The sequence below is a fragment of the Odoribacter sp. AF15-53 genome (genome assembly GCF_003479425.1).
Lineage (GTDB): Bacteria > Bacteroidota > Bacteroidia > Bacteroidales > Marinifilaceae > Butyricimonas.
Map to the genome: position 1 here is coordinate 350,806 of NZ_QUHC01000004.1, position 16,086 is coordinate 366,891.

13 protein-coding genes are annotated in these 16,086 nt (G+C 47.4%); 12 read left to right on the forward strand and 1 reads right to left on the reverse strand.

Features of this window, described 5'->3' with window-relative positions:
• Window positions 1–132 precede the first annotated feature (132 nt).
• The 7 genes from DWW52_RS11240 (at window position 133) to pbpC (ending at window position 9,393) form a co-directional block, all read left to right on the forward strand.
• Window positions 133–1,413, forward strand: a complete 1,281-nt coding sequence (locus tag DWW52_RS11240) for a cysteate synthase (protein WP_118715590.1) — start codon at window positions 133–135, stop codon at window positions 1,411–1,413.
• 103 nt (window positions 1,414–1,516) lie between these two features.
• Complete coding sequence (locus tag DWW52_RS11245; protein WP_118715591.1) at window positions 1,517–2,032, forward strand: pyridoxamine 5'-phosphate oxidase family protein; 516 nt, start codon at window positions 1,517–1,519, stop codon at window positions 2,030–2,032.
• Window positions 2,033–2,122: 90 nt separating this feature from the next.
• Window positions 2,123–3,466, forward strand: coding sequence for a YihY/virulence factor BrkB family protein (locus tag DWW52_RS11250; RefSeq protein ID WP_118715592.1), 1,344 nt, complete (start codon window positions 2,123–2,125; stop codon window positions 3,464–3,466).
• 479 nt (window positions 3,467–3,945) lie between these two features.
• Entirely contained in the window at window positions 3,946–4,323 is a 378-nt protein-coding gene (locus DWW52_RS11255; RefSeq protein WP_118715593.1) for an START-like domain-containing protein, read from the forward strand.
• Between the two features lie 262 nt (window positions 4,324–4,585).
• Window positions 4,586–6,043, forward strand: coding sequence for an LptF/LptG family permease (locus tag DWW52_RS11260; protein WP_118715594.1), 1,458 nt, complete (start codon window positions 4,586–4,588; stop codon window positions 6,041–6,043).
• Window positions 6,036–6,992, forward strand: coding sequence for a methionyl-tRNA formyltransferase (gene fmt / locus DWW52_RS11265; protein ID WP_118715595.1), 957 nt, complete (start codon window positions 6,036–6,038; stop codon window positions 6,990–6,992). Before DWW52_RS11260 ends, fmt begins: the two co-directional genes overlap by 8 nt.
• A 10-nt stretch (window positions 6,993–7,002) precedes the next feature.
• On the forward strand, window positions 7,003–9,393 hold the full coding sequence (gene pbpC, locus DWW52_RS11270; RefSeq protein ID WP_233556843.1) for a penicillin-binding protein 1C: 2,391 nt from the start codon (window positions 7,003–7,005) through the stop codon (window positions 9,391–9,393).
• Between the two features lie 124 nt (window positions 9,394–9,517).
• Here pbpC and DWW52_RS11275 read toward each other — a convergent pair whose 3' ends face one another.
• On the reverse strand, window positions 9,518–10,273 hold the full coding sequence (locus DWW52_RS11275; protein ID WP_118715596.1) for an SDR family NAD(P)-dependent oxidoreductase: 756 nt from the start codon (window positions 10,271–10,273) through the stop codon (window positions 9,518–9,520).
• Window positions 10,274–10,461: 188 nt separating this feature from the next.
• Between DWW52_RS11275 and DWW52_RS11280 the strand changes: the two genes are divergently transcribed.
• The 5 genes from DWW52_RS11280 (at window position 10,462) to DWW52_RS11300 (ending at window position 16,070) form a co-directional block, all read left to right on the forward strand.
• Window positions 10,462–12,006: an NAD(P)/FAD-dependent oxidoreductase gene (locus tag DWW52_RS11280; protein WP_118715597.1), complete on the forward strand. Its 1,545-nt coding sequence runs from the start codon at window positions 10,462–10,464 to the stop codon at window positions 12,004–12,006.
• Between the two features lie 146 nt (window positions 12,007–12,152).
• A complete protein-coding gene (locus DWW52_RS11285; RefSeq protein ID WP_118715598.1) occupies window positions 12,153–12,422 on the forward strand; it encodes an HU family DNA-binding protein in 270 nt (89 codons plus the stop codon).
• A gap of 209 nt (window positions 12,423–12,631) precedes the next feature.
• On the forward strand, window positions 12,632–13,306 hold the full coding sequence (locus DWW52_RS11290; RefSeq protein WP_118715599.1) for an RNA methyltransferase: 675 nt from the start codon (window positions 12,632–12,634) through the stop codon (window positions 13,304–13,306).
• Window positions 13,307–13,311: 5 nt separating this feature from the next.
• On the forward strand, window positions 13,312–14,166 hold the full coding sequence (locus DWW52_RS11295; RefSeq protein WP_118715600.1) for a hypothetical protein: 855 nt from the start codon (window positions 13,312–13,314) through the stop codon (window positions 14,164–14,166).
• Window positions 14,163–16,070 carry a dihydrofolate reductase gene (locus DWW52_RS11300; RefSeq protein ID WP_118715601.1) on the forward strand — a complete coding sequence of 636 codons (1,908 nt, stop codon included), beginning with the start codon at window positions 14,163–14,165 and terminating at the stop codon, window positions 16,068–16,070. Before DWW52_RS11295 ends, DWW52_RS11300 begins: the two co-directional genes overlap by 4 nt.
• Window positions 16,071–16,086: the final 16 nt, after the last annotated feature.

Consider the following 16,086-nt stretch of genomic DNA (forward strand, 5'->3'; position numbering starts at 1 on the left):
TTCTATCTTTCAGTTTTTATCTTTTAGTTTTTAGCTTTTATCTTAAAAAGTGGTATTTATACTCTATTATGGGATGTGGGAAAGCTTTACTTTTGTACGTATAAAGAAATGTACAATTCAAGGAGAGAAGATATGACAAGTTATCATTTAGAGTCAACATGTTGTGGGACAACTTTTGAAGATAAGGAGTGGGAGTTGGAGTGTCCCCACAAGGATGGTGCGGCTTTGATTTATGCAAGTTATGCAAAGCGTCAATTCGAAGTAAGAAATGATTTACCCGGTATTTATAAATACGCTAACTGGTTACCCATTTGCCGGACGCTGGACGGTTCCGGAGCTCCGGTGACTTACAAGAGCGAGGGATTGGCCGAATATCTGGGTTTATCAAACTTGTATATCACGTTTAACGGTTACTGGCCGGAACGGGGAGCGATGATGAAGACCGGCTCGTTTAAGGAGTGCGAGGCGTACGCCGTGTGTGCCCGAACGAATGGTAACAGCGGTAAAATCATGGTGGTGGCTTCGGCCGGGAATACGGCTCGGGCATTCGGGCGCGTGTGTTCGGAGAATAATATACCTTTGTTATTGTGTGTACCGGAAGATAATTTAAGCTCGATTTGGGCGGATCAACCGTGGAATGACTGCGTGAAGCTGGTTTGTTCGGCGTCCGGTTGTGATTATTTTGACGCGATACATTTATCTAATATAATTTGCGAGCTGGAGTATTTTTATCCCGAGGGAGGGGCCAAGAACGTGGCTCGTCGCGACGGGATGGGAACGACGGTTTTGTCGGCCGTGCAGGAAATCGGCCGGATTCCGGATTATTATTTCCAGGCCGTGGGTAGCGGTACCGGGGCTATTGCCGCGTGGGAAGCTAACAGGCGGTTTATCAAGGACGGGCGTTACGGTTCGAACTTGATGAAGTTGATCGTTTCGCAGAATGCTCCGTTCTCGTTGATGTATGACGCGTGGAAAGCCGGTTCGCGAGCTTTGTTACCTCTGGATGAGAACGTGGCCCGGGAACAGGTGAAGGAGATGTGCGCTAAGGTGTTGTCTAACCGGAAGCCGCCTTATTCTTTGAAAGGCGGACTTTACGATGCGCTGGTTGCCACGGGTGGCGATATGATGTTGGCCACGAATGACGAGGCTATGGTTGCCAAGGAGTTGTTCGAGAAGTTGGAGGGTATTGACATCGAGCCGGCTGCTGCTGTTGCTACTGCCACGTTGATGCAGGCGGTGAAAGAGCAACGGGTGGAAGAAGATGCGATTATCATGTTGAATATCACGGGTGGCGGCATCGCCCGCTACAAGAAGGAATTCAAGCCGGTTGAGCAGAAACCTGATCTGGTGTTTCCGGTGAATCCCGATCCCGAGTTGGTGAAGGCGAAAGTCCGGGAGTTGATAGGAAAATAAAAGATATTAGAAAGAGGGTTTACGCCCTCTTTTGGTATTAAAGTGAGGTGGAGGCGATTCCCGGTGGCAATGAAATGGAATGAATTTGAAAGAGGAGGTTTGAATGTTTAGAGAAATGCGTCGTAAAAAACAACTTTTGTCTTTGGATGAGGTTATTGCGGTCTTGAATAACGGGACCTCCGGGGTTCTGGCCGTGGCAGGGGATGACGGGTTTCCATATGCTGTTCCGCTTAGCTACGTGTATCATGATTCTAAAATCTTTTTTCATAGTGCTTTGACGGGGCATAAATTAGATGCAATTGCAAAAAACGATAAAGTTTCTTTTTGTGTTATTGATCAGGATAACGTGAAACCGCAGGAATACACGACTTATTTTCGTAGTGTCATTGTTTTCGGGCGAGCTCGTGTTTTGAAAGAGGACGGGGAGAAGAGAAAAGCACTTGAGGTTTTAGCCGGGAAATATTCTCCTGACGATGAGCCGGGACGGTTACGGGAAATTGATAAGTTGTTTAAGCAGGTCTGTATCATTGAACTGACGATTGAACATATGACCGGAAAGGAGGCGATCGAGCTGGTTCGGGAACAATATGTTTCCGATGGAAAAATAGGTGGCGAGTGAGGGTATTATGAAATATATTAAAAGCCCCGTAACGAAAGTTGCGGGGTTTTTCGTACCTTTGGAACTCGAATGTTTTGAAAGAAAAGTTTTATGAATATACAGAAAGGTCACCAGGGAATGGAGCTGTTTCGTCGATATAAAAATGAGGTATTTCGTCGGATGGATTGTATGTTGGATCTGGATTATCACTACATGGTTTTGCGCCGGGATTACGGGAGTCGTTTCCTGATCACGGAGTTCCTGCAAAAGTCCTTGTCGATTCTTGTGGTTTCTTTCAATCGTTTTATCAAAGACGCTTGTAGTATTTCGGCCTCGGCCCTCACGTTCTATTCTATTTTGTCGTTTATCCCGCTGATGGCTCTTGCTTTCGCTATCGCGGCCGGGTTTGGAGCCCGTGAAGCCCTGGAGAGAGAGTTTATGATGCAGTTGGGGGATAACCAGGAATTTGCGGGACAGATGCTGGGATATGTCACGAAAGCGATAGATCACGCGAAAGGGGGGATTATCACGGGAGTGGGTATCGTGATTTTGCTTTGGTCGGTGATCAAGGTGCTGAACAGTACCGAGATGACGATGAATCGTATCTGGGGAGTGAGAAAGGGAAGAAGTTTGCGACGGATGTTCACGGATTACTTTTCGATTATTTTTATAGCCCCAATCCTGATGATTCTCGTGAGCAGTCTGAACGTGTTCATGACAGCCTCCGGTTGGCAGGAGAATTTCCCGTTGATCAGTTCTTTCCTGACGGTGTTGATCAAGTTGTTGCCTTACCTGCTGGTGTGGATGTTGTTTATTTTCCTGTATATGTTCATGCCGGCCACCCCGGTGAAGTTCAAACACGCTTTCGTGGCGGCGATGATTGCCGGGACGGTTTACCAGATTATTCAATGGTTTTACTTGCGTTTCCAAATCGGGATGAGTTCTTACAGTGCCATATACGGTACGTTGGCAGCGTTGCCCTTGTTGCTGGTGTGGTTGCAGTTGAGCTGGAGCGTGGTGCTGTGGGGGACGGAGTTGTGCTATATTTTTCGGAACAGGCATTTTATGTATAAAAGCGAGTTGTTTGGGGATACGGCCTGGATGGAGACGTTGGAATGCGCGTTGAAGGTGATGAGGTTCACGGCTCGGGTGTACGTGAACGGGGGCGGGGGGCCTAGTTTGGGGATGATTAACAAAGAGTTGAAGATTAATACCGGGAAGTTACGTATCGTGTTGCAGGAATTGGTAGACTTACATCTGTTGGTGGAAGCGAAGGAAGAGGAAGATTATTTCTATTACCCGGCTTTTGATTTGCATTCGATGTCTGTTGCGGATATTATTATTCGTTTTTCCCGGGTGGATGAAAGTCGGGATGAAGCTTGGAAAAAGCAGTTCAAGGAGGCTGTCGTGGCCGGATTTTCCAGTGATCGGTTGATTGAAGAAGCAAATCATTAAAAAAGTTCATAAGGTTTATAAGGTTCATAAAGTTTATAAGGTTCGTGGACCCCATGGGGGTACGGCAGCTTGGGCTGCCGGTAGATAACAGTCCGAAGGATACCTGCTATTTTATGACTCAATTAAAGGGAGAATATGGTTAGTTTTTTTCTAGTGTTTCGCTACACATTCTTTGGTGTCTCTCCGGTGTTTCTCCTGTAAGTTAATTATGCTTCGATTATGCATCAATTAGGGATCGATTATCCGGACTGGGGATTTTCGGTTGATTTCTTGTTGAAGATGAGGTAATATATAAGTGAAGTACTAGTGCGATACTGGTGCGTGTACCTGTCGGTATACCGGGAGGTGTGATAAATCAGGAGTGCGGTGCCGAACTTCTGTGTAAATAGGGAGTTGGGGTTGCGGAAAACTTAAAACTCTCGTTTTTCTTGTATATCCGGTAAATCTTTTATATATTGTCGAGCAAATTGAAATGAAGTATGAGGAAAAGAATCGATTTAGAGTACATTTTCTCATCGTCGGTAACAATATTGTTCTCTCGTCTAAGTACTGCTCCCGGTTTGGCAGAGTGGTTTTCCGATGATGTGAAACATGCTGGAAATATCTTCACATTCGTGTGGGATGGTGTTGGTGAACAAGCGGAGTTGGTGGATATGAAGAAAAATTCGTACGTGCGCTTCAAGTGGTTGGACGCGGACGATGAAAACGAGTTTTTCGAATTCTCTCTTCACGTGGAGCCTTTGACGGAAGAGGTCGCTTTAATCATCACGGATTTTGTGGATACTGATGAAGAGGGAGATGCTGTTGAATTGTGGAATAAACAGGTCGAAATGTTACATCGTACGGTTGGTGGATGATAAAGATGGCTTCACCATGTTACAGGTTGCAAGTTACAGGTTACAAGTTGTGGCGTGATTTAAACATCTTACCGGCAGCTCAAGCTGTCGTGAATAAAAGTGCCCGCAGTGTTCATCGACCTTATAGCCCTTATGGACTTTATAGACTTTATAGACTTTATGGACTTTATTGGCTATTGGGCTGGAAAATTTTTTTATCTTTGTGAATTCGTTTATAGCGAATGGAATAGAAAAATATGAAAACCAATATAAGGTGCTAAAGATGAAGAAGCTACACCTGTTTATGCTGAAAAGCTTTGTCGGTCCTTTCGTGGCCACCTTTTTTATCAGTATGTTCGTGTTGATCATGCAATTTTTGTGGCGATATATTGATGATTTGGTGGGAAAAGGGCTGGAGGGACACGTTATCTCACATTTACTTTTTTACGTATCCATGACATTGGTGCCTATGGGGTTACCTTTGGCCGTGTTGTTGGCTTCTATCATGACGTTCGGTGCCATGGGGGAGAATTACGAGTTGACGGCCATGAAGGCCGCGGGTATTTCTTTATACCGGATCATGAAGCCGTTGATCGTGCTGATTGTTATCTTAACGATCGGGGCGTTCTTTTTCTCCAATAACGTGCTTCCTTACGCGAACTTGAAGGCGAGTAGTCTGTTATATGATATCAAACGGCAAAAGCCGGAATTGTCGCTGAAAGAGGGGGTGTTTATCAATGATATTGACGGGTATAGTATCAAGGTTGACAAGATCGACAAGAAGACGGGTATGATGTATGGTATGTTGATATACAATCATACGGATAGAGCAGGGAATTATGAGGTCACGATAGCCGATTCCGGAATCATGGAAGCCGACCCGACGGGGCTTTTCATGGAGGTGGAGTTGTATCATGGTTATACTTACACGGATGAGGGCATGAAAACGAATAACAAGAAGACGTATCCTTTCCGCAGGGTGCGTTTTGACAAGCAGTTTTTCGTGATCCCGTTGTCCGGTAACGAGTTGAAACGTTCGGATGAGGATTTGTTTAAAAATAGCTATGGTATGTTGAATATCAGACAACTGGATAGTATGGTAAATACTTTAAACCTGCGTTTGGGGAGTCGAAAACAGGGTGTTGCCGTGGGGTTAATTCGGGATAGCTACGTGAAAAGAGTGGATAGAAATCCGAAACGGGATAGTGTGATACAACAAGAGACACAAGGACAGGTGAAAGATTTGGATAGTTTGCGAATGTCTTTGGATTCGGAAGAGTGGAAAAATGCCATGGAACAGGCCGTGCAATTTGCGCGGAATGCGCAGACTCATCACAGGAATGACCTGATGATAAATGATCGTGACGAGGAGGCTATCCGTAAGTATAATATCGAGTGGCACCGTAAGTTCACGTTGTCATTTGCTTGTTTTATATTTTTCTTTATCGGGGCCCCGTTGGGAGGAATTATTCGTAAAGGAGGTTTGGGCGCGCCGGTCGTGGTTTCGATTTTCTTGTTTATCGTGTATTATATTATTTGGATGATGGGAGAACGAGCGGCTCGCGAGGGTGTTTTGGAACCTTGGCAGGGGATGTGGATTTCTTCTGTGATCCTGTTGCCTCTCGGTGCGATATTGACTTACACGGCGATGACGGATTCGGCCGTGATGAGTAGTGAATCGTATGCTAATTTTATCAAGAAGATAGTCGGTTTCTTTAAAAAGAAAGAGAAGAATGCGTGAATTAAGAATCGTGTACATGGGGACGCCTGATTTCGCGGTGTACCCGTTACAAAAGTTGTTGGAGGCCGGGCATCATGTCGTGGCTGTCGTGACTAATCCGGATAAACCGGCCGGGAGAGGACAGAAGATTCAAGAGTCTCCCGTGAAGAAATTTGCCGTGGAGAAGGGAATTCCCGTGTTACAACCGGAACGTTTTCGTGACGAGCGGTTTTTGGCTGATTTGAGAGCTTTCCGGGCTGATTTGCAATTGGTGGTGGCTTTCAAGATGTTGCCGGAGGTGGTTTGGAATATGCCCCCGCTGGGAACGGTGAACCTGCATGCTTCTTTGTTGCCGGATTACCGGGGTGCAGCCCCGATTAACTGGGCGGTGATAAACGGGGAGACTTGTAGCGGGGTGACGACTTTTCTTTTGAAACATGAGATCGACACCGGGAATTTGATTTTCCAGGAACGGGTGGAGATCGGTGAAACGATGACCGCCGGGGAGTTGCATGATCAATTGATGTACACGGGGGCCGATTTGTTGGTGAAGACGGTGGAGGCGATGGCTTCCGGCGAGTATCCTTTGCAGGATCAGACGGGATTGCTGGCAGGACGTGAACCGAAGCATGCCCCCAAAATTTTCAAGGAGGATATGAAGGTGGATTGGACGCTGGGATTGGATATGATTTATAACCGTATCCGGGGACTTTCTCCTTTCCCGACGGCATGGACGGAGTTAAAGAACAAAAAGACCGGGGAAACGGTATCACTAAAGATTTTCGTAACGGAGCGGATTCCCAAGGAATACACGGGTGACGTGACTTTGGCCACGGATAACAAGACGTTTTTGGATGTACTTGTGAAAGGCGGTGCGATTCGGATTAAAGAGTTGCAGTTGTCCGGAAAGAAGAGAATGAAAACGGACGAGTTTTTGCGGGGCTTTCACGTGGAGGATTACACGTTGTAATCATTGCAATATGAATATTTGGCGGGAAATGACACGAAGACCGGTGCTGAAGAGGTGCATCGGGGGGAGCGTGTTGCTCGCGTTCGTGATCGGTTGGTGGTATTTTCTGCCTGTCCCTTTGTTTACAGTGCCCTATTCTACCGTGATTCTTGATAAAGAGGGGGAGATTATGGGAATGACCGTGGCGGAAGACGGGCAATACCGGGTTTCCGGGCGAGGGAGGCTTTCCTTGAAATACGTGACCGCTTTGATGTGTTTCGAGGATAAACGTTTCCTGCAACATCCGGGAGTTGACCCGTTGGCTATCGGGCGGGCGTTGTGGTTGAATCTGCGAAGCGGTTCGGTGGTGAGCGGGGGAAGCACGTTGACGATGCAGGTGATTCGTTTGTCTCGTGATAATCCGCCCCGGACGATCCCGGAGAAGATGTTAGAAATGTTGCTGGCGATTCGCCTGGAACAGAGTTACACCAAGTGGGAAATCCTGAATATGTATGTCGATCACGCTCCTTTCGGGGGAAATATCGTGGGTATACAGGCTGCCGCGCTAAAATATTTCAACCGCCAGCCGGACGAGTTGAGCTGGGCAGAGGCGGCGTTACTGGCCGTGTTACCGAACGCACCCGCGTTGATGTATCCGGGAAGGAATATGTCCGGTTTGAAGGGGAAGAGGGATGCTTTATTGCGGGAACTTCACGAACTGGGGTGTTTTGATCGGGGGGATTTGGAAATGGCCATGGCGGAACCTTTGCCCGAAAAGGTGTATAGCCCGGAGTGTATCACTCCTCATTTACTGGCGAAGGCTTACGGGCAACGTAAAGGCCAGATTAGCCGGACGTTTATTGATACCCGTCTGCAAGAGCAGGTGAATGGTATCGTGAAGCGGCATATTGATGTGTTGAAACATAATCATATATATAATGCCGCCGTGCTGGTGGCGCATATCCCGACCGGACAGGTCCGGGCTTACGTGGGGAACGGGCCCAGAGTACGTGATGACGGGGGAAATCAGGTAGATATTATTACATCGAATCGCAGTTCGGGGAGTATTTTGAAACCCGCTTTATATGCTTTGATGCAGCAATCCGGTTTTATTTTGCCGGGGACAATCGTGTCGGATGTCCCTTCCCGTTTCGGGGGGTATGTACCTTCGAATTTTAACAAGGATTTTCAAGGAGTGGTGCCTGCTGACAAGGCGTTGTCGATGTCGTTGAATATTCCTTTCGTGCGCTTGTTGAGAGAGTACGGGGTGGAACATTTTTACGATAACTTGAAAAAGATGGGGATCACGACCCTGAATCGTCGGGCCGAGGCTTACGGTTTAAGTTTGATTTTAGGGGGGGCCGAGTGTAAGTTATGGGATTTGTGTAATTTATACGGGGGAATGGCTTCTGTTTTGAGGCATTATAACGAGTGTGACGGGGCTAGTTTCGATCATGAATTCCGGCGTTTGCGGGTTTGGGAGGATGAGAGGACGGATAGTGTTGATATCGGGCAGAACGTGGTGAGTGCCGCGGCGGTATGGCTCACGCTAAAGGCGTTGCAGGACGTGGAACGCCCGGATTTGGAATCGGGGTGGAAGAATTTCGCCTCTTCGATGAACCTGTCTTGGAAGACGGGAACCAGTTTCGGTTTCCGGGATGCCTGGGCGGTAGGAGTGAACCCGGAATATGTTGTCGGTGTCTGGGTGGGGAACGCGGACGGTGAAGGACGGCCGGGATTGGTCGGTGTGCGTGCGGCAGCTCCGATCTTGTTTGAAGTGGCCTCTTTGTTGCGTACTGATTTACATTTTTACATGCCGAGGGAAGAGTTGGTGGCTATTCCTGTTTGCCGCAAGAGCGGTTACCGGGCTTCCGATATCTGTCCGGAAGTGGATACCGTGTATGTAGCCCGGGCCGGGGAGAAAACGGAGGTTTGTCCTTATCATCGTTTGGTGAATCTGGATTTATCGGGTAAATTTCGAGTGGATTCGGAATGTGAATCGGTGACCCGGATGAAGATTGAACCTTGGTTCGTGTTGTCGCCCGTGCAGGAATGGTATTATGCCCGTGCGCATTCGGATTACAAGAAATTACCTCCTTACCGTGCGGATTGCCAACGGGGACAGGATGATGTCATGGAAATGATTTACCCGCAACGGGGTTTACGTGTGTTTATTCCCAAGGATTTGGGTGGGGTTGTACGGGGTGTCGTGTTCGAAATGGCTCATCGGGAGCCTTCAACTTTGGTGTATTGGCATATTGATGATCAGTTTTTGGGAACGACCCGTTATCATCACCAGTTGGAGGTGAATGTGTCCCCCGGACGTCACACGCTTTATCTTGTCGATGCCAAGGGAAACACGCTACGGCAGGGATTTGTCGTGGTGGACGGGGAGAGTGGTCGATTGAAAGTGGAGAATTGAATCTTGTGCTAAATTGTAAGTAAGATTCGTGTTGTTCAGTTATATAAAAAAAATGCACCATGAGAGTGCATTTTTTATCTGATTTTTGCACTATGAGAGTGCATTTTATTTTAATATGTCTCTATTATTTCCGGTTGACGTCTCTTGAGCTGGCTTGGGCCGTGGGCATGATCTGGATGTCGTTCAGGCAGATGTGTGCCGGACGGGTGACGGCGAACACGATCGTGTCGGCAATGTCTTCTCCCGAAAGCGGGGTGATGCCTTTGTACACGTTGTCGGCAGCCTGTTGATCACCCTTGTAGCGAACTACCGAGAACTCGGTTTCTACCATACCCGGGGCGATGTTGGTTACTTTGATATTGTGTTTCACCATGTCGATTCGCATGGCTTTGGAGAGGGCGTCTACAGCGTGTTTGGTTGCGCAATAAACGTTACCGCCGGGATAAACTTCTTTGCCTGCCACGGAGGCTATATTGACGATATGTCCTTTCTCGTTCTTGATCATCAGGGGAGCGATTTCACGAGTGATGTAAAGAAGACCTTTCACGTTCGTGTCGATCATGCGTTCCCAGTCATCCAGAATTCCGTCCTGAATCGGAGAAGTGCCGACGGCAAGTCCGGCGTTATTTACGAGTATATCAATGTTTTTCCAAGCTTCTGGCAGGTTGTTGATGGCGTTATGAACTTCTTGTTGATTACGAACATCAAATTGAAGAGCCAAAACTTTTACTCCTTTCGCTTTTAATTCCGTTTCAAAAGCCGAGAGACGATCTCCCCGGCGTCCGGTGATAATGATGTCATACCCGATTTCGGCCAATCTGGTCGCTGTTGCCTTTCCGATACCGGAAGTGGCTCCTGTGATTAACGCTATCTTGCTCATAATAATTATTGTTTAAATCTGTCGTGCGAAGGTATGATTTTTTTCTTATTTTCGCACCATAGAAAGGTTACAAGTTACAGGTTGCACTTTCAGTGCTGCAAGTTGCAGGTTGAGGGTTTGACCGGGGAGAATAACGGACTTGTAACCTGATAACCTGTAACTTGTAACGTGGCGAAGCCACCTGTATTATGTATAAAGAATTAGAATTGAGAATTACGCCGGAAGAGGCGCATGATAAAGAGATCGTCAATGATTTGTTGGCAAGGATGTTGCACGTGGGGAGAGAGAGAATTAGGCACGTGGAGATTCTTCGAAAGTCGATAGATGCCCGTCAGCGCAGGGTGGTTATCCAGTTGAAGGTGGGAGTACACGTGGATCGGGTCGAGGAGAAAGAACGGGTGTTCAGTCCGCAATACCGGGATGTGTCGTCTGCCGAGACGGTTGTCGTGGTGGGAGCGGGACCGGCCGGGTTGTTCGCGGCGTTGCGGTTGATCGAGCTAGGTATGAGACCGATTGTTCTGGAGAGGGGAAAATGCGTGGAAGAGCGGAAGCAGGATTTGAATAGTCTTTATAAAACGGGCCTCGTGAACGAGGATTCCAATTACGGATTCGGGGAAGGAGGTGCGGGTACTTTCTCGGACGGGAAGTTGTTCACCCGTTCCAAGAAGCGCGGAAACGTGGATCGTATACTGGAGATATTGGTTTATCACGGGGCTAGTCAGAATATATTAATAGATGCACACCCGCATATTGGTACGGATAAGTTGCCGCGGGTGATCGTGAATATTCGTAAAACGATAGAGAGATACGGGGGGGAGGTGCGTTTTAACAGCCGGGTGAGGGATATTATTATCGAGCAAAACCGGGTACGGGGTGTCGTTGTGGGGGACGAGGAGATCCGGGCGGATCACGTGATTCTTGCCACGGGACATTCTGCCCGTGACGTGTACCGAATGTTGCAATCCCGCTCGGTGTTGATGTTCCCGAAAGATTTTGCGGTGGGGCTTCGGTTGGAGCACCCGCAGGAGTTGATTGATCAAATACAATATCATAACCCGCGGGGGCGGGGAGATTTTTTACCGGCCGCGGAGTACAGTTTCGTGACTAACGTGGACAGCCGGGGAGTCTACTCGTTTTGTATGTGTCCGGGAGGGGTGGTTGTCCCGGCTTGCACGGGACCTGGCCAGCAAGTGGTGAACGGGATGTCGGCTTCCGGGAGAAACACGGCTTGGGCGAATTCGGCCATGGTTACCTCGATCGGTGAGGGGGAATTGCTTGGGATGAAGTACCGGGGATTATTTGCCGGGTTGGAGTTTCAGGAAGACTTGGAACGTGCGGCATGGGAACAGGGTGGAAAGAATTTGTATGCTCCGGCTCAGCGGTTGACTCATTTCCTGTGTGGTCATTTGAGCGAACAGTTGCCCCGGACTTCTTATAAGCCGGGAGTGCGGGCTACATCTTTTAAAGAATGGTTACCGGAAATGGTTTACCGGCGTCTTCGCGAAGGCTTGAATCAATTCGGGAAAAAGGCCCGCGGGTTTGTCACGGAAGAAGCTGTTTTGCTTGGAGTGGAGAGTCGTACGTCTTCCCCGTTACGGATTCCCCGGGAGGCAGAGAGAATGGTACATCCGGAGATTTCGGGGTTATATCCTTGTGGAGAGGGGGCCGGGTATGCGGGTGGAATTGTCTCGGCTGCCATGGATGGAGAAGGCTGTGCCGAGGCGATTTGTTAAGAAAAGCCGGGCATTAGAGTACTTTATAACCGGATGATGTTAAAGTTGCTTTGTTTTTTTGGTAAAAAATTTGCATTAATCAGGAAAATACCTACATTTGCGAATATAATAAAATTTTATTAGTTCTAATCCTAAAACTGTCTATTATGAATAAAGCTCAATTAATTGACGCAATTGCTGATAAAGCAGGTTTGACAAAAGCAGATTCTAAAAAAGCATTAGAGGCTTTTATCGCTACTATCGGGGAGTCTTTGAAGAAAGATGAAAAAGTAGCTTTGGTTGGTTTTGGTTCTTTCTCCGTGTCTGAGCGAAGCGCTAGAACAGGTAGAAACCCGCAAACTGGTAAAGAGATCCAAATCGCAGCCAAGAAAGTGGTGAAATTTAGAGCTGGTGCTGAATTAGAAGGCCAACTATAATTGCCATTAAAAGATTAAGAAGGGGGTGTTGTAAGAACACCCTTTTTTTGTTGCAACCAAAGGTTGCAAGTTACAGGTTGCAGGTTGCGCTTCGCGCTGCAGGTTACAGGTTCGGCTTTTGCAGTGGAGAGAAGTATTTTTAACCTGTAACTTGTAACTTTTAAACTTGTAACTTTTAAACTTGGCGGAGCCCACTTTAATAATAAATTATGCATTCGGTAAAAGAGCAGGTTGAATATTTGAGCGAGTTCGTGACGGATTATAAAAATGATTTGTTTCGTCGGTTGATCGCGGAGCGGACAAGTTATGTCACGATGGTGCTTGAGGATTTTTATCAGCAACATAATTGTAGTGCCGTGTTGCGTTCATGTGATTGTTTTGGGATTCAGAATGTACATATTATAGAGAACATGAACACTTTCACGGATAATTCCGAGATTTCGATGGGTGCTTCCGATTGGTTGACCATACATCGGCATCGAAAGCGTGAGAATAACACGATCGAGACGATTGATATATTGAAATCACAGGGGTATCGTATTATTGCCACGACCCCGCATGAACAGGATACGTTTATCGATCAGATTGATCTTCATAAGGGGAAAATGGCTTTTTGCATGGGAACCGAGTTAACGGGATTGTCAGATGACGTGTTGACGAGGGCCGATGAGTTCGTGAAAGTGCCTATGTACGGTTTCACGGAAAGTTATAACGTGAGTGTGTGTGCCGCCTTGCTTATGTACAGTGTGGTGCAGCGCTTGCGACAGACAGAGATCGACTGGCATTTGTCGGACGAGGAACGTGATCAGGTTTTATTTGCCTGGTACAAGCGCTCGATCAAAGCTTCGGCGCAGATATTGAAACGGTTTAATCATAACGTGTAAGAGAGATGTATTATTTGAAATGTAAACATTGTAATCACCTGAACGAGGTAAAATCCGAGTACATGGTGGTATGTGGTTTATGTAACCGGAAACTAGAGGATAATTATAAAGATTGGAAGGTGAAACACCCGGAGAAGTCATTCGAGGATTTTCAACGGGAGGTGTGTCTGACCGAGGAACAGGTGAAAAGAGGGGATTTGGCGAGAACGGGCAAGAAAAAAGGCAATAAAAAAGGTGTGATCGCGGGGCTGATAGGGGGGATTCTCGGGGTTTTGATGATCGTGGTGGTGATGAACGGGATGAAGGAAAGTTACGATAAGATATACGGGCAGGATGAGACTCCCGTGTCGGAGCAACAATGGTACACGGGAACTTACGCGGGAGATATGTCCTTGTCTACTCCGAAGGCCATGAAATCGGTCGGTTCCATGATCAAACGTTTGCCCGAGGAGGTACGGTCGGTCGTGAAGGAAATGGTGGGTTTTACGTACTCGGGTAACGGTATCGAGTTGATGTATTTGTTTACCGAATATACCCCGGAAGTCGGGCAGGTGGATTTGGAAGGGGCCGCAACCGGAGGATTGAATCAGTTGAAGAGTCAGCGAGGAGTGTTTGATTTGAAAAATGATATGGCTTACGTGCAGGAAGGAGATATGAGCGGGGTTGTCATGCAGGGAACGTTCGTAAAGGGCGGGGCGGAGTACGAGTTTAACATCACTTTGTACGTGGCCGGGTTGAAACTTTATCAGGTGATTTCAAGTAATAAGAAAGGAGACGATGTGGCCCGGGCTGTTGTGCGTAGGGTGTATGATTCGTTGAAAGTTCTTGGACACGAAACAACAAAAACAGAAGAAGAATGAAAGAGCAAGTTTATTTGTTAGAGCAATTTGACGATATAAAGATACTACGTTACGACGTCCCGGCTTTCGAGGGATTGACCTTGCGGGAGAAGTTGTTTGTTTATTATCTGGGTCGGGCGGCATTGGCCGGAAGAGATATTCTCTGGGATCAGAATAATAAATATAATTTACGGGTACGGGCAGCATTGGAGAAGATTCTGCGGGATTACCGGGGAGACCGGGATGCGGAAGGGTTTCAGCATTTCGTGGTCTACGCGAAGAAGGTGTTTTTTGCTAACGGGATACATCATCATTATTCCATGGAGAAGTTCGTGCCCGGTTTCACTTCCGGGTATTTCAAATCGTTGCTTCGGGAAGTGGGGGCGGAACAGATGTACGCGGAGTTGGAACGGGTGATTTTTGACCCGGAATACATGGCGAAACGGGTCGTGCTGGACGAGGGAAAGGACTTGGTTGAAGAGTCTGCCAATCATTATTACGAGAATGTAACCCAAGAGGAGGTCGAGAGTTATTACCGGGAGAAAAAGAAAGAGAATGAATTTGTTTCCTGGGGGTTAAATTCCACGTTAGTGCGTGATGGCCAGGGGCAGTTGCAGGAGCAGGTGTGGCATGTCGGTGGTAAATACGGGGAGACGATTCGTCATGTCGTTGAGAATTTACGAAAGGCTTCCGGATACGCTTGTAACGAGCATCAGAAAGAGGTGATGGACTTGTTGATCGAGTATTACGAGACGGGTGATCTGTCTTTGTTTGATCGTTATTCGATAGAGTGGGTGAAAGAAGTTGCCGCCCCGATTGATTTTATTAACGGTTTTATCGAGGTGTACGGTGATCCTTTGGCCTATAAAGCCAGTTGGGAGTCCGTGGTGCAGATCATGGACGAGGAGGCTTGCGAGCGAACCCGGAAACTGGCGGATAACGCCTTGTGGTTTGAGAAAAATGCTCCTATCGACGAACGCTTTAAGAAAAGTGAGGTCGTGGGGATCACGGCTCGGGTGGTGCAAGCTGCCATGTTGGGAGGTGATTGTCATCCGGCAACGCCGATAGGCATCAATTTACCGAATGCCGAGTGGATTAGGGAGCGTTACGGAAGTAAGTCGGTTACCCTGGATAATATCACGTATGCTTATGACCGGGTTTCTTTGAATTCGGGCGTGTTGGATGAATTTGCCTATTCGGACGAGGAGAAGGAATTGGTACGGAAGTACGGGTATATCGGGGGAAACGTGCATACTGATTTGCACGAATGCTTGGGGCATGGTTCCGGCAAGATGTTGCCGGGCGTGGGGCAGGAGGCTTTGAAAAATTACTATTCCACGATAGAGGAGGCACGGGCCGATTTGTTCGCTCTTTATTACGTGATGGACCCGAAACTGGTAGAATTGGGGGTAATACCCTCGTTGGAGGTGGCCAAAAGCGAGTATTGTAATTATATCCGTAACGGTTTGATGGTCCAATTGACACGGGTGAAGTTGGGTAATAACTTGGAGGAGTCGCATATGCGCAATCGTCAGTTGATAGCCTCTTGGGTGTACGAGCAAGGAAAAGAGGCAAATGTTATCGAGCGTGTCACCCGGGATGGGAAAACATATTTCACGATCCGGGATTACGAGGTCTTGCGTCAATTGTTCGGTAAATTATTGGCTGAAGTACAGCGGGTGAAATCGGAAGGTGATTTTGAAGGTGCCCGACGTTTGATCGAGAATTATGGTGTACGGGTTGATCCCGTGTTGCATCAGGAGGTTCTGGAACGTTACAAGAAGTTGAACGTGGCCCCTTACGCGGGTTTCGTTAACCCGAAGTACCGGCTTGTAGAGGAAGCGGGGAAGGTGGTAGATGTAAAAATAGAATACCCGACGGATTTTCTGGCACAAATGTTGGAATACGGGGAAAATCGTTCATAAGATTTCGAAATGATGT

Excerpts from the sequence above, each read along its gene's own strand:
- DWW52_RS11280 (WP_118715597.1), top strand. The coding sequence starts at position 10,462 with ATGTATAAAGAATTAGAATTGAGAATTACGCCGGAAGAGGCGCATGAT.
- DWW52_RS11290 (WP_118715599.1), top strand. The coding sequence starts at position 12,632 with ATGCATTCGGTAAAAGAGCAGGTTGAATATTTGAGCGAGTTCGTGACG.
- DWW52_RS11285 (WP_118715598.1), top strand. The coding sequence starts at position 12,153 with ATGAATAAAGCTCAATTAATTGACGCAATTGCTGATAAAGCAGGTTTG.
- pbpC (WP_233556843.1), top strand. The coding sequence starts at position 7,003 with ATGAATATTTGGCGGGAAATGACACGAAGACCGGTGCTGAAGAGGTGC.
- DWW52_RS11260 (WP_118715594.1), top strand. The coding sequence starts at position 4,586 with ATGAAGAAGCTACACCTGTTTATGCTGAAAAGCTTTGTCGGTCCTTTC.
- DWW52_RS11250 (WP_118715592.1), top strand. The coding sequence starts at position 2,123 with ATGAATATACAGAAAGGTCACCAGGGAATGGAGCTGTTTCGTCGATAT.
- DWW52_RS11295 (WP_118715600.1), top strand. The coding sequence starts at position 13,312 with ATGTATTATTTGAAATGTAAACATTGTAATCACCTGAACGAGGTAAAA.
- DWW52_RS11255 (WP_118715593.1), top strand. The coding sequence starts at position 3,946 with ATGAGGAAAAGAATCGATTTAGAGTACATTTTCTCATCGTCGGTAACA.
- DWW52_RS11275 (WP_118715596.1), bottom strand. The coding sequence starts at position 10,273 with ATGAGCAAGATAGCGTTAATCACAGGAGCCACTTCCGGTATCGGAAAG.
- DWW52_RS11240 (WP_118715590.1), top strand. The coding sequence starts at position 133 with ATGACAAGTTATCATTTAGAGTCAACATGTTGTGGGACAACTTTTGAA.
- fmt (WP_118715595.1), top strand. The coding sequence starts at position 6,036 with ATGCGTGAATTAAGAATCGTGTACATGGGGACGCCTGATTTCGCGGTG.
- DWW52_RS11300 (WP_118715601.1), top strand. The coding sequence starts at position 14,163 with ATGAAAGAGCAAGTTTATTTGTTAGAGCAATTTGACGATATAAAGATA.
- DWW52_RS11245 (WP_118715591.1), top strand. The coding sequence starts at position 1,517 with ATGTTTAGAGAAATGCGTCGTAAAAAACAACTTTTGTCTTTGGATGAG.